This is a genomic window from Sphingomonas sp. R86520 (assembly GCF_042466285.1).
Classification (GTDB): Bacteria; Pseudomonadota; Alphaproteobacteria; order Sphingomonadales; family Sphingomonadaceae; genus Sphingomonas.
In genome coordinates this window covers 1,059,048-1,072,162 of sequence record NZ_JAXHBZ010000001.1, presented here as the reverse complement: position 1 = coordinate 1,072,162, position 13,115 = coordinate 1,059,048, and the positions used below count along the sequence as shown (strand labels likewise).

The window sequence follows — 13,115 nt, the reverse complement described above, 5'->3', positions numbered from 1 at the left end:
TCCCCTGAGGGTAGAGGGTTTTAAGTACTCAAGCGTCGACTGTGATCACCCCACGACGGATCTGGTCCAACTCAATCGACTCATACAACGCCTGGAAATTGCCGTTGCCGAAGCCTTCATTCCCCTTGCGCTGGATGATTTCGAAGAAGATCGGCCCGAACATGTTCTCGGTGAAGATTTGCAGCAATAGCCCTTCTTCGCCGACATTGCCGTCGATCAGGATACGGTTGCGGCGCAGGCGTTCGAGGTCGTGGCCGTGGTTCGGCACGCGCTTGTCGACCAGCTCGTAATAGGTCTCGATCGTGTCCTGCAGCTTCACGCCGCAGGCCCGCAGTTTCTCGACCGTCTCGAAAATATCGGCTGTGGTCAGCGCCAGATGTTGGATGCCTTCGCCGTTGTAATCCTTGATGAATTCCTCGATCTGGCTCTTGTCGTCCTGGCTCTCGTTCAGCGGAATGCGGATCGCGCGATCGGGCGCGATCATCGCCTGGCTGAACAGCCCGGTCGCCTTGCCCTTGATGTCGAAATACTTCTGCTCCTCGAAGCCGAAGATCTGGCCGTAGAACTCGGCCCAGGTCCGCATCTGGCCACGCTTCACATTGTGCGTGAGGTGATCGAGCAGATCGAGCCCGACATTGTTTGCGGCCTCGGCTTCGGCTGCGCCCGGAACCTGGTTCCAGTCGTCGTACAGGCTGCCGGCCGCGCCGTGCTTGTCGACGAGATACAACAGCGAACCTCCGATCCCTTCGAGCACATAGCTGCCCTCACCGAGCGCCCCCATGCTGGCATCGGCTGCCTTGGCGCCGCGTGCGAGCGCCGCGTCGAAGGCTTCCTTGGCGTCATGGACTCGGAACGCCATGCCGCTCGCGGACGGACCATGATCTACGCGGAACGCCGCCGCATGGCCGCCGTCCTCGCGGTTGAGCAGCAGGTTGATCCGGCCCTGCTTGTAGCGCGTGACGGCCTTGGTCGGGTGGGTCGAGGCGGCGACGAAGCCGAACTGCTCGAACTGCGCGGCCATCCGGTCGGGATCGGGCGAGGTGAACTCGGCGAACTCGAACCCGTCGAGCCCCATCGGGTTTACGTCCATATGATCGACATCGCTCATGTTCGCATCCTGACTGGTATCTGTTGTTACCATTCTGCCGGGTTGAACAACTGGTGTCAATCGTTACGATTTTGGCATGCCCAACTCCGATACCGCCCGCGCGCTCGTCCTGGACGATTTCATTCCGTATCGCCTGTCGATCACCTCGAACCTCGTCAGCGAAGCGGTGGCGGACACGTATGAAGCGCTTTTCGGGCTGACGATACCCGAGTGGCGGCTCGTCACTGTGGTGACCGAAGCCGGAGGGATCACGCAGCAGCAGATCGGCCAGCAGACCCGGATGGACAAGGTGACCGTCAGCCGCGCGGCGATCGCGCTGGTCGAGCGCGGGCTGATGCAGCGGCATGCCAACCCGGACGATCGCCGCTCGCATCTCCTGATGCTCACCGACGACGGTCACACGCTCTACGCGTCGGTCGCGCCGAAAGCGCTCGACCTCGAACGCCGTATCTTTGCCGGGTTCTCAGGGGCGGAGGTGGCACAGTTCGTGGCGATGCTCCGGCGAATCGACGCCGTGACGATCGATCTCGTTCAGGAATCCCATGGCGGTATCGGCGACCAGAGACCGCGCAGGTAATCAAGCAGCGCGGTCGTGCCCGACGACACTGCCCCGCGAGCGTGCACTGCATAGATCCCGACATCGGCAGATCCGGCCAATTCCGGCAGGACCCGCACGAGTCGGCCGCTCGCAAGGTCCGCGCTGACGTCCCAGAGCGAGCGCAGCGCGATGCCGACGCCCGCCAGCGTCAGTTCGCGGACGACTTCGCTTGAGTTTGTCGCGACATAGCTCGGGCAGTAGATCGTCACGTCACCGTCCGGCCCGGCCAGTCGCCACGGCATCTGGCCTTTCGCGGCGAGGAGGCGGTGTTTCGTCAGGTCGGCTGCGTTGCTCGGCGGGCTGTAGCTAGGCGCCGCGCACAGGACGCGGCGGCTGTCGGCAAGGCGATAGCCGGTCAGGCTCGGCGGTACGGCGGGGGCGATGCGGATGGCGAGGTCCAGCCGGTCGCCGACGACGTCCGAGAAGCCGTCTGACAGGTCAAGGTCGAGTTCGATTGCGGGGTGCGCGTCGAGGAAGGGTTTGAGGTGCGGGGCGATGTGAAGGCGACCGAACGATGTCGGTGCGCTAACCCGTAGCGGTCCGGACGGTGTATCCATGCGGTCCGACACCCGCGCCTCGGCATCGCGGATCGCGGCTAGGATCTCGACCATGTCGCGGTGATACGCCCCGCCCCGAGCGGTAAGCTCCAGCCGCCGGGTAGTGCGATTGAGTAATCGCACGCCGAGCCGCGCCTCCAGCCGCGCGATCCGCTTCGACACCATCGCTGGCGAGATGCCGAGCGATCGCCCCGCTGCGCTCAGGCTGGCGGTGCGGACGACTTCCGCAAAGAGGACGATATCCGGGTCCATTCGTTCTCCAGACGATCAACAGCTTTCGGTTTATGATGTCTAGTGGCGAAGGTGGCGGGCGTCTATCATGCTCCCAAGAGCATAGGAGAGCAGCATGGCCGAGATGATCGACAGCTATCAAGATCGGGCGGGTCTGAAGGTCGCCGCGTCGCTGGTGGATTTTATCGAGACATCAGCGCTGCCGGGTACAGGTCTTGATGCCGCGCCGTTCTGGCAGGGGGTGGCCGATATCTATGCCCGCTTCGCGCCGGAGAACGCGGCATTGCTGACCGTTCGCGACGACCTCCAAGCCAAGATCGACGCCTGGCACGAAGCCAGCGCCGGCAAGCCGATCGAGCAGGCCAAGTACCAGGCGTTCCTGCGCGAGATCGGCTATCTGGTCGACGAGCCTGCGCCGTTCGCGGTTGCGCCGACGAACGTCGATGCGGAGGTCGCCTCGCTCGCCGGTGCGCAGTTGGTGGTGCCGATCCTCAATGCCCGCTTCCTGCTGAACGCGGCGAACGCGCGGTGGGGCAGCTTGTACGACGCGCTCTACGGGACCGATGCGATCCCCGGTGCGGCATCCGGCAAGGGCTATGACGCGGCCCGCGGGGCGCAGGTGATTGCCTGGGCGAAGGCCTTCCTCGACGACGCGGTGCCATTGGCGAGCGGGTCGTGGACCGACTGGACCGGTGGCAAGCCTGAACTCGCCGACCCCAGCCAGCTTGTCGGGTATGCAGGCGACAATATCCTGTTGCGTCACAACGGCCTGCACATCGAACTCGCGATCGACTCTCAGCATCCGATTGGTCGCGACGACCCTGCGAACCTTGCCGACGTCGTGCTCGAATCCGCGCTCAGTACGATCGCAGATCTCGAAGACTCGATCGCGGCGGTCGATGCCGAGGACAAGGTCGCCGCCTACGCCAACTGGCTCGGGCTGATGAAGGGCGACCTGACTGCTAGCTTCGACAAGGGCGGGCGCACGGTCACGCGCACGCTCGAACAGGACCGCCGCTATACCGCGGTCGATGGCAGCGAGATCGTTCTCCCCGGTCGCAGCCTGATGTTCGTGCGCAATGTCGGGCATCTGATGACGACGCCGGCGATCCTGCTCACCGACGGCAACGAGGCACCCGAGGGTATTCTCGACGGAATAGTCACGTCGCTGATCGCGCTGCACGACCTTACGGGCACGGGCCCGATCCGCAACAGCCGGGCGGGCTCGGTCTACATCGTCAAGCCGAAGATGCACGGGCCCGACGAAGCCGCCTTCACCAACCGGCTGTTCGACGCGATCGAGGACCTGCTCGGTCTCGCGCGCCACACGATCAAGGTCGGCGTGATGGACGAGGAACGGCGCACGTCCGCCAATCTCGCCGCGTGCATCGCCGCGGTGAAGGACCGGGTCGTCTTCATCAACACCGGCTTCCTCGATCGCACCGGCGACGAGATGCACACCTCGATGCGCGCCGGCCCGATGATCCGCAAGGGCGACATGAAGGCCTCCTCGTGGATCAAGGCGTATGAGGATCGCAACGTCCAGATCGGGCTCGCCTGCGGGCTCAGCGGCAAGGCGCAGATCGGCAAGGGCATGTGGGCCGCGCCCGACCGGATGGCGGACATGCTGGAGCAGAAGATCGCGCATCCGATGACCGGTGCGAACACTGCGTGGGTGCCGTCGCCGACCGCCGCGACGCTGCACGCGACCCATTACCACCGCGTCGACGTGTTCGCGCGGCAGGCGGAGCGCAAGGCCGAGCCGATCGCGTCGCTCGATGCGCTACTGACGATCCCGGTCGCTACCGGACATAACTGGCAGCCCGACGAGATTCGCGAGGAACTGGAGAACAATGCGCAGGGTATCCTCGGCTACGTGGTGCGCTGGATCGACCAGGGCGTGGGTTGTTCGAAGGTGCCGGACATCCACGACATCGGCCTGATGGAGGACCGCGCGACGCTGCGGATCAGCTCGCAGCACATGGCGAACTGGCTGCTCCACGGCATCGCCACACCCGACGAGGCGGACGCGGCGCTGCGGCGGATGGCGGCGAAAGTCGACGTCCAGAATGCAGGCGATCCGCTGTATCGCCCGATGGCGGGGCATGAGGACGATAGCCTCGCGTTCCAGGCTGCCCGCGCGCTCGTGTTCGATGGTCTCACGCAGCCGAGCGGCTATACCGAACCACTGCTCCACGCGTACCGGGCGCGGGTGAAGGAAAGGGATGCCGATGCCGCTCTACGCGATCGAGGGTAAACGGCCGACGCTGGCCGACGACGTATGGGTGGCGCCGTCCGCGGACGTGATCGGCGACGCGAGGCTGGGTGAGGGCGCGAGCGTCTGGTTCGGCGCGGTGATCCGCGCGGACAACACGCCGATCCTGGTCGGCGCGCGCACGAACATCCAAGAGGGCGCGATGCTGCACTCCGATCCGGGCGCGCCTTTGAGCGTCGGCGAGGGCTGCACGATCGGCCATCACGCGATCCTTCACGGCTGCACGATCGGTAACAACGTACTGGTCGGGATGGGTGCGACGATCCTCAACAACGCGGTAATCGGCGAGAATTGCCTGATTGGCGCGAACGCGCTGGTAACCGAGGGGAAGGTATTTCCGGCGGGGAGCATGATCGTCGGCGCGCCGGCAAAGGCAGTGCGCGCGTTGCCGCCGGAAGCGATTGCGAGCCTCAAGCTGTCGGCCGCGGCCTATGTGACAAGGCACCGCGTATACGCCGAAGGGTTGACGCGGGTCGACGATTGAACACCGCATAATCCTCCCCCGCCAGGGGGAGGATCGGATCGGACGTTGTCAGAAGGTAAGGCGACCGCCGAGCGACAGCACCACCGCATGAGCATTCTCGAGAAGGCCGTTCGTGATGATCGGCGTCTGCGCCGCGGTCCCAGCATAGGCCGCCGTCACCCGGTCGATCGTGGTGTCGGAGAAGTCCACATAGCTGGCCGCCGCGTCGAGCGTCATGTGCGACGTCAACTGGTACGAACCACCGGCCGCGTAGGTCCAGCGGTTCGCGTCCGGCACACGAGCGTCGCGCAGGCCGTCCTGGGTCGGCGTCTTGGTCCGCTGGATACCGGCGCGGATCGTTGCCTTGGGGGTGATGTCGTAGTCGAAGCCACCCGCGAGGCTCCAGCTGTCGCGGTAGTTCTCGGGGATCGAGACGTTCAGCGGCGCGCCGAGATCAATCGTATCGAACTTGCTCCAGCTATACGCGACGACCTGCGCGTTCAGCGTCAGCGCGTTGGTGGCGCGAACCCGGCCGGCGACGATCACCTGGCCCGGCGTGGTGAAGCTCGCCTTGGCACCATCAAGCGATTCGTTCGATGCCGCCAGCGGCCCGACCAGGCCAGTAACATCGAGGCTTCCCTTCAGGTGATGACGGATGCTCGACTTGTAGCTGATTCCGACGGTCGCGAAGTCGTTGTGGAGCTGTACGCCGGCGGTCCAGCCGAGATCCCAGCCGTCGCCCTTCAATTCCTGCTCGCCGTCCGGGAGCGACGCGAGCACGTTCGGCAGCGCGTTGCTAAGCGAAGCGTCGGTATATTCGACATTCAGCGCACCACCGACACGCAGCCAGTCGGTCACCGCCACGCCGATCGACGGCTGGATGTCGACCGTGCGCAGCCGAGTCTTGTCGGCGCTGTAGCGAGCCCAGCTGTTCGCTTCGTAGTTCGTGGTGAAGCTGAACGGCGACGTTACCGCCACGCCCACCGCGATCCGGTCAGTCAGCGGATAGGCGACTGCGCCGCTCGGCAGCACGCCATTGTTGATCGGGTCGCGTGAGGTGGAATTGCCACCGACTGCGGCGAACGCCTGACCGGGGCGCCGGATCAGCGTGCCGTTGTCGACCACGTCGCCCTTCGGCAGGATCGCGGTCGCGCTGATCGCCGCGCTGCCATCGCGGATGCCGGCGATCGCCGCAGGGTTCCACCACAGTGATGTCGCACCGGTATCGGCCGCTTCGCCGGAGAACGCACGACCGGCACCGCGGGCCGACTGCGCTTCGAGATAGAAGGCGTCGGCGTGCGCGAGACCCTGGAAGCCGAAGGCGGAGACGAGAGCGGAAGCGGCGAGCAACGGGGCTTTGTTACGGAGCGTCATGAGGCAGGTCCTAAGCTATGATACTGATAGGGAAGGCGGCGCCTCAGCGCACGCGCGTCCAGGTTTGCGTCTTGCAGAGCGGGAAGAAGACGCAGCCGCGCAGCTTCAGCTGGTTCGCGCCCAGGGGCGTGATCTTGCCGCTATAGGTCTTGCCGTCCTCGGCGTTGTAGACTTGACCGCTGCTCCAGACGCCGTCCGAGTCCGGCTTGAACCCGCTGAGCATCTGCATCCCCTGGATCGGGCGATTGCGCAGCGCTGCATCTGCGTTCTTGGCATCCTTCATCGAAGGATTGGCGCGGATCGCGTCGGAGGTCAGGATCTTGCCGCAGATCGACGGGCCGCAGCGGCTGATCTCGACGATGGCGTTGTGGGTTTCGGTCTTCCAGCGGCCAAGAACGGTCTCGGCCGTCGCAGGAGCGCCGGCGAGCAATGCGCCGATGATCAACAGGGACATCTTCTATCCTCTCCTAGATGCAGGGTGACGCCGTATGCGTACGGTCGTCGAAATCTGAGTTAAACAAGCGACCTAATCGCGAGCCCATTGCCGTATACGGCATGTATGGTTCCCGACTAGAATTGTACGAAGACAAGTCAAGCCTTCTTACCGATTCTACACGGTGAAAAACTGTTCATCTGGCCCGTTCCTTCCTGCCGCTGCCAGCGGGAACCCATATGCGCAACACAAACGCGCGGCGTCCGTGCCTCTAATGCACCGCCAGTCGATATGGGTCCCCGCCGTCGCGACCACGGCGATCGGATCAGCGAACTCAGTTGCGCAGCGGCTTGCCCGTTTGCAGCATGTGAACGACCCGCGCCTGCGTACGGGGATCCTTGACGCTCGCCATGAACGCCGCGCGCTCCAGATCGAGAAGTTGATCCTCCGTCACCGTGTCGACCAGATCCGCTTCGCCGCCTGTCAGCACCTCGGCGAGACGGTCCGCGACGACGAGGTCGTAATCGGTCGCCATCCCCTTCTTGTGGAAGTCGGACACCGCCATGTTCAGACCGGTACGCCCGCTTGCGCCTGCCAGGCGGAACGTAGGTTTCTCCGGCGCAACATAGCCGTCGACCAGCGACAACGCCTTGGCCTTCGCATCCGCCAGCAACCGATCGCGGTTCATCGTGATGCCGTCGGCCTTGCGCAGTATCATCATTTCCTTTGCCTCCGCGGCCGACTTGGCGACCTGAGCGGTGGAGACCGCCTGGAACACCTTGGTCAGCACCGGCATCGGCCCGTTCGGGAGCGTGCGCGACTTGGTCCAGCGGTCGAGCATCTCGCCATTGCCGCCCCAGCCCGGGACGAGCCCGACGCCGCACTCGACGAGCCCCGCATACGTCTCGGCATGCGCCTGCACCGCGTCCGAATGGAGCAGGATCTCGCATCCGCCGCCCAGCGCCAGCCCGGCCGGCGCGCTGACGACCGGGAAGGGCGCGTATTTGAGCACCTTGTACGCCTGCTGACCGCCTGCGACGCTGGCCTCGACCATATCCCACAGGCCGGCCCCGACCGCGAACATCGCTGCGCCCAGGTTCGCGCCCGCCGAGAAGTTCGACGCCTCGTTATACACCACCAGCGCCTTGAAGCGCTCGCGGACGACCGGGATAGCCTCGTTGATGAGCGCCACGACCTGATCGTCGAGCGCGTTCATCTTGGTGTGGAACTCGAGCGCCGCTACGCCGTCGCCGACATCCCAGAGCGACGCCGACAGGTTCGTGAGGATCGGCTGCGAGCGGAGCTTGATGTCCTCTAGCAGCTCGACGCCGTTAGCGCGCGGCACGTCGGCATACTCGCCAGCAGCGGTGAGATACTGACGCTGGCCGTTCTCGACGCGGTAGAACGGACGATCGCCCGCGGTCATCAGGATCGCAGGAACGTCGCGACCTTCCTCGGCAAGGCGTGCAGCGAGCAGACCCGGCCCCATCCGGTCGATCAACTCGAACGGACCGTCTTTCCAATTATAGCCGAGCTTCATCGCGTCATCGATCGCGACGACATCGTCCGCTGCTTCGCCAACGAGCATCGCCGCATAGGACAGCGTGTTGCCGAGGATCGACCAAGCATAGGTGCCGATCTTGCCCGGCTCAGCGATTAGCGCCGCGAGGTCCTTGCCGGTCTTGCCCGGCAACTCCGAAGGCTTGGCTTCCGCACGATACTCGCCGGTCGCGAGGTCGAGCGACAGCTTGGTCCGCGTCGCCTTGTCAAAGCGGTAGAACCCACCCTTGCCCTTCCGGCCAGTGAAGCCTTCGGCGATCATCTTGTCGACCAGCGGCAGCGGGCGGACCGTATCGAAATACGGATCCCCTGCGGGCAGCGTGGACGAAAGGCTCTTCGACAGCAGCGGCATCAGGTCGACGCCGACGAGGTCGACCAGCCCGAAGATCCCGGTCTTCGGCACGCCCATCGGACGGCCGCCGATCTGGTCGGCTTCCTCGACGGTCAGCCCCTGGTCCATCGCCGCATTGATCGCGATCGCCAGCCAATAGGTGCCGATGCGGTTAGCGATGAACCCTGGCGTGTCCTTCGCCCGCACGATCCGCTTGCCCATGAAGCGATCGACGAAATCCTCGACCTTCTCCGCGACCGCGACGTCGGTGTGTTCACCGCGGACGATCTCGACCAGCCGCATGTAGCGGGGCGGGTTGAAGAAGTGCGTGATGAGGAAGTCGGCCTTGAACTGGTCCGAACGCCCCTCGACGAGGTTGCCGAGCGGGATCGTCGAGGTGTTCGACGACACCGCGGTGCCGGGGCGCTTTAAAGCCTCAAGCTTGGCATACAGCGCCTGCTTGATGTCGAGCCGTTCGACGATCGCCTCGACGATCCAGTCGCACTCGGCAACGCGGTCGAGGTGATCGTCGATGTTGCCCGTCTCGACCAGCTTGGCCGCGCGCTTCGACATGAAGGGGGCGGGGTCGGTCTTGAGCATTTTCGCGACCGCGCCCTTTGCCACTGCGTCTCGATCGTCACCTTGACGGGGGACGATGTCGAGCAACAGCACCGGGATGCCGGCATTGGCGACCTGTGCCGCAATGCCAGCACCCATCACGCCCGCGCCGATGACGCAGACCTTCTTCACAGCGTCGACCATCATGCGCGCTCCAGCACCGTAGCGATGCCCTGACCGCCGCCGATGCACTGGGTCGCCAGCGCATAGCGGCCACCCTCGCGCGACAGCAGCGATGCTGCCTTGCCGACGATCCGCGCGCCGGTCGCACCAAGCGGATGACCGATCGCGATCGCGCCGCCATCGAGGTTGATCGTCTCGTCCTTGAGGCCGAGGTCGCGGATGCAGGCGATCGCCTGGCTTGCAAACGCCTCGTTGATCTCGACCACGTCGAGGTCGGCGACGGTGATCCCGGCACGCTCCAACGCCTTCTTCGACGCGCCGATCGGGCCAAGCCCCATCGTCTCCGGCGCGCAACCCGACACGCCGATCGACTTGATCCGAGCGAGGATCGTCAGCCCGTGCTTCTTGGCGAACTCTTCCGAGGTGACCAGCACCGCGGACGCGCCATCGGTCAGCGGCGACGAAGTGCCGGCAGTCACCGACCCATCCGCGCTGAACGCAGGCTTCAGGCCGGCGAGCGCCTCGGTGGTCGTGCCGGCGCGGATCGTGCCGTCCTGGCTGACCGGGCCCGCCTTGGTCTGGATTGTCACGATCTCGTCGGACAACCGGCCATCGGCGCGAGCCGCGGCGGCCTTGTCCTGGCTCTTCACCGCGAACGCATCCTGCTCGGCGCGCGTGATCTGGTAGTTGCGCGCGACGTTCTCGGCGGTTTCGCCCATGCCCATGTACGCGCCGGCGCTCTTCTTCGCGAGCTCGGGGTTGGGGAGGGGGTTGTAGCCGCCCATCGGCACGCGGCTCATCGATTCGAGACCGGCACAGATGAACGCCTCGCCGGCGCCGACCGCGATCTGCCCGTAGGCGATGTGGATCGCACTCATCGACGAGCCGCAGAACCGGTTCACCGTCATGCCGCCAACCGAGATCGGCAGGTCGGCGATCTGCGCGATCAGCTTGGCGACGTTGAGACCCTGCTCGCCCTCGGGGAACGCACAGCCGAGGATGATGTCCTCGATCTCGGCGGGATCGACGCCGGTCTTGTCGAGCAGCCCGCGAATCGTCTGCGCGGCGAGATCGTCCGGACGGACGCGGGCGAGCTCGCCTTTGCCGGCGAGGTGGAACGGCGAACGGGCGTACCCGGCGATGACGACGTTGGTCACGATGATCCTCTCATATTGCGGTCGACCCGGTTAACGCTTGCGGGTTACCCTTAAGGTGCGATAACTCACCTTTACGTCAAGGTGAAGCGGCCGACAATATGGCTTACGCACGCCATGTAATGGAGAGCGAGATGCAGGACACTTCCGGAGGCAAGGCGATCGGCGTGCCGTTGCCAAGCGAGCCGCGGCTGCTGGGCGACATGCTCGACCTGTCCGCGCGGCGGTTCGGGTCGCGCAACGTGCTCGACTTCATGGGCCGGACGCTGACCTATGCCGAGCTGGGCGAGTCGGTCGACCGGGCGGCGCGTGGCCTGCAGGAGCTCGGTGTCGTGAAGGGCACGCGGGTCGCGCTGTGCCTGCCGAACACGCCCTATTATCCGATCCTGTTCTTCGCGATCCTCAAGGCGGGCGGGATCGTCGTCAATGTGAACCCGCTCTATGTCGAGCGCGAGCTCGCGCATCTGCTGGAGGATTCGGGCGCGACGATCATCGCGACCTGCGACATCACCGAAATCCAGGCGAGGGTGTTGAAGGTGGCCGGCCAGATGGGCGTGAAGCACGTCATCACCTGTCCGATCGCCGGCGCGCTGCCGCCGCTAAAATCGATCGCCTACCGCATCTTCAAGCGCGCCGAGATCGGCCACGCGCCAGATGATGCGCGGCATATGACGTTCGCCGCGTTGCTGAAGACCAAGGGCGCACCGTCGCCGGTCGCGGTTTCTCCGGACGAGGTCGCGGTTCTGCAATATACCGGCGGCACCACCGGCGAGCCCAAGGCGGCGATGCTCAGCCACGCCAATCTCGTCGCGAACGCCGATGCGATGGTCGTGTTCGTGGGCGGCGAACAACCGCATCAGGACCGCGTGCTCGGCGCGCTGCCGCTGTTCCACGTCTTCGCGCTGACCACCGTGCTGACCTATTCGATCCGCACCGGCGCGGAGATGATCCTGATGCCGCGCTTCGAACTTGGCGCGCTGCTCAAGACGATCGCGCGGACCAAGCCGAGCTATTTCCCCGCAGTGCCGACGATCTACGCCGCCATTACCACTGCGGCGGAGACGCAGAAGATCGACCTGTCCTCCATCCATGCCTGCATCTCGGGCGGCGCGCCGCTGCCAGCGGAGGTACGGATCGCGTTCGAGGCCGCGACCGGCGCCAAATTGTGCGAGGGGTACGGCCTCTCGGAAGCCTCACCGATCATCACCTGCAACCCGATCGAGGGCCTCAATAAACCCGGCTCGGCAGGCTTGCCGTTCCCAGGCACGACGATCGAGATCCGCGACCGCGAGAACCCGACCCGGCTGCTGCCGATCGGCGAGAATGGCGAGATCTGCGCGCGCGGGCCGCAGATCACGCAGGGCTATTGGCACAAGCCTGCCGCGACCGCCGCGCTGTTCGCGGACGGCGCGCTGCGCACCGGCGATGTTGGCCATCTCGACGCGGACGGCTATTTGTTCATCGTCGACCGGATCAAGGACCTGATCCTCGCGGGCGGCTACAACGTCTACCCGCGCGTGATCGAGGAGGCGTTGTACGAACACCCCGCCGTGCTGGAGGCCGTCGTCATCGGCGTGCCCGACAAATACCGCGGGCAGGCGCCCAAGGCATTCGTCGTGCTGGCCGAAGGTGCGATCGCTACCCCGCTCGAACTGCGCGATTTTCTCCGCGACAAGATCAGCAAGATCGAGCTTCCCCGCGAGGTCGAAATCCGCGACAGTCTGCCAAAGACGCTGATCGGCAAGCTATCCAAAAAGGAACTTGTCGCAGAAGAGACCGCAAAGGCGGCGTCGTCGGAGGCGAGGGGAGTGGGCGCGTGAACGACCGACAGGACGATCTTACCGGCATACAGGAAGTCTCGCGCATGCTCGGGGTCAGCGCGCGGACGCTCAGGTTCTACGAGGACAAGGGACTGATCGAGCCGTGCCGGATTGGCACAACGCGCGTCTACACGCGCCGTGAAGTGGCCCGGATGCAGCTGATCTTACGCGGCAAGCGGCTCGGTTTTACGCTCCGCGACATCGAGGAGTTCCTCGACCTCTACGACGCCGATCCGCAGCATGTTGAGCAGATGCGCGCGCTGGCTGAACGCTGTCGCCAGCGGATCGATCTGCTCGATGCGCAACGCGAGGCGATCGTGCAGACACGGGACGAGCTCGAGAAGATCGAGCAGGAGGCGCTCGCGCGAATTCCGGCGGGGACTGTTTGATGGCTGCTACTGCTCGTTAGAGACAGGTGCCATGCCTTTGTAAACGATACCATTTGGCGAAAATGTACCACCCCGGCGAAG

11 protein-coding genes are annotated in these 13,115 nt (G+C 65.0%); 5 read left to right on the top strand and 6 right to left on the bottom strand.

Translation table 11 applies throughout. The features are described 5' to 3' along the window. Positions 1-28: 28 nt before the first annotated feature. Entirely contained in the window at positions 29-1,108 is a 1,080-nt protein-coding gene (gene hppD / locus SJY41_RS05070; protein WP_380779605.1) for a 4-hydroxyphenylpyruvate dioxygenase, read from the bottom strand. Positions 1,109-1,184: 76 nt separating this feature from the next. Here hppD and SJY41_RS05065 point away from each other — a divergent pair, with 76 nt between their 5' ends. Next, entirely contained in the window at positions 1,185-1,685 is a 501-nt protein-coding gene (locus SJY41_RS05065; RefSeq protein WP_380779603.1) for a MarR family winged helix-turn-helix transcriptional regulator, read from the top strand. On the opposite strand, the gene SJY41_RS05060 is transcribed toward SJY41_RS05065, so the two are convergent. After that, entirely contained in the window at positions 1,640-2,515 is an 876-nt protein-coding gene (locus SJY41_RS05060; RefSeq protein ID WP_380779601.1) for a LysR family transcriptional regulator, read from the bottom strand. The genes SJY41_RS05065 and SJY41_RS05060 overlap by 46 nt on opposite strands. Positions 2,516-2,618: 103 nt before the next feature. On the opposite strand from SJY41_RS05060, the gene SJY41_RS05055 reads away from it, so the two are divergent. Continuing rightward, positions 2,619-4,751, top strand: a complete 2,133-nt coding sequence (locus SJY41_RS05055) for a malate synthase G (RefSeq protein WP_380784066.1) — start codon at positions 2,619-2,621, stop codon at positions 4,749-4,751. Then, a complete protein-coding gene (locus SJY41_RS05050) occupies positions 4,726-5,253 on the top strand; it encodes a gamma carbonic anhydrase family protein (protein ID WP_380784065.1) in 528 nt (175 codons plus the stop codon). The genes SJY41_RS05055 and SJY41_RS05050 overlap by 26 nt, the downstream gene beginning before the upstream one ends. 48 nt (positions 5,254-5,301) lie before the next feature. Here SJY41_RS05050 and SJY41_RS05045 read toward each other — a convergent pair whose 3' ends face one another. The 4 genes from SJY41_RS05045 to SJY41_RS05030 all read right to left on the bottom strand — a co-directional run bounded on the left by SJY41_RS05045 (position 5,302) and on the right by SJY41_RS05030 (position 10,828). Further along, positions 5,302-6,606, bottom strand: a complete 1,305-nt coding sequence (locus SJY41_RS05045; protein ID WP_380779600.1) for an OmpP1/FadL family transporter — start codon at positions 6,604-6,606, stop codon at positions 5,302-5,304. A gap of 43 nt (positions 6,607-6,649) precedes the next feature. Beyond that, positions 6,650-7,060, bottom strand: coding sequence for a DUF2147 domain-containing protein (locus SJY41_RS05040; protein WP_380779598.1), 411 nt, complete (start codon positions 7,058-7,060; stop codon positions 6,650-6,652). A gap of 313 nt (positions 7,061-7,373) precedes the next feature. Beyond that, positions 7,374-9,692, bottom strand: coding sequence for a 3-hydroxyacyl-CoA dehydrogenase NAD-binding domain-containing protein (locus SJY41_RS05035; protein WP_380784064.1), 2,319 nt, complete (start codon positions 9,690-9,692; stop codon positions 7,374-7,376). Beyond that, positions 9,692-10,828 carry a thiolase family protein gene (locus SJY41_RS05030; RefSeq protein ID WP_353468033.1) on the bottom strand — a complete coding sequence of 379 codons (1,137 nt, stop codon included), beginning with the start codon at positions 10,826-10,828 and terminating at the stop codon, positions 9,692-9,694. The genes SJY41_RS05035 and SJY41_RS05030 overlap by 1 nt, the downstream gene beginning before the upstream one ends. Positions 10,829-10,959: 131 nt before the next feature. Between SJY41_RS05030 and SJY41_RS05025 the strand changes: the two genes are divergently transcribed. Further along, a complete protein-coding gene (locus SJY41_RS05025; protein WP_380779596.1) occupies positions 10,960-12,645 on the top strand; it encodes a long-chain fatty acid--CoA ligase in 1,686 nt (561 codons plus the stop codon). Continuing rightward, entirely contained in the window at positions 12,642-13,034 is a 393-nt protein-coding gene (locus SJY41_RS05020; protein ID WP_120300301.1) for a MerR family DNA-binding transcriptional regulator, read from the top strand. Before SJY41_RS05025 ends, SJY41_RS05020 begins: the two co-directional genes overlap by 4 nt. Positions 13,035-13,115 lie beyond the last annotated feature (81 nt).

Excerpts from the sequence above, each read along its gene's own strand:
- SJY41_RS05035 (WP_380784064.1), bottom strand. The coding sequence starts at position 9,692 with ATGGTCGACGCTGTGAAGAAGGTCTGCGTCATCGGCGCGGGCGTGATG.
- hppD (WP_380779605.1), bottom strand. The coding sequence starts at position 1,108 with ATGAGCGATGTCGATCATATGGACGTAAACCCGATGGGGCTCGACGGG.
- SJY41_RS05025 (WP_380779596.1), top strand. The coding sequence starts at position 10,960 with ATGCAGGACACTTCCGGAGGCAAGGCGATCGGCGTGCCGTTGCCAAGC.
- SJY41_RS05065 (WP_380779603.1), top strand. The coding sequence starts at position 1,185 with ATGCCCAACTCCGATACCGCCCGCGCGCTCGTCCTGGACGATTTCATT.
- SJY41_RS05060 (WP_380779601.1), bottom strand. The coding sequence starts at position 2,515 with ATGGACCCGGATATCGTCCTCTTTGCGGAAGTCGTCCGCACCGCCAGC.
- SJY41_RS05040 (WP_380779598.1), bottom strand. The coding sequence starts at position 7,060 with ATGTCCCTGTTGATCATCGGCGCATTGCTCGCCGGCGCTCCTGCGACG.
- SJY41_RS05055 (WP_380784066.1), top strand. The coding sequence starts at position 2,619 with ATGATCGACAGCTATCAAGATCGGGCGGGTCTGAAGGTCGCCGCGTCG.
- SJY41_RS05045 (WP_380779600.1), bottom strand. The coding sequence starts at position 6,606 with ATGACGCTCCGTAACAAAGCCCCGTTGCTCGCCGCTTCCGCTCTCGTC.
- SJY41_RS05050 (WP_380784065.1), top strand. The coding sequence starts at position 4,726 with ATGCCGCTCTACGCGATCGAGGGTAAACGGCCGACGCTGGCCGACGAC.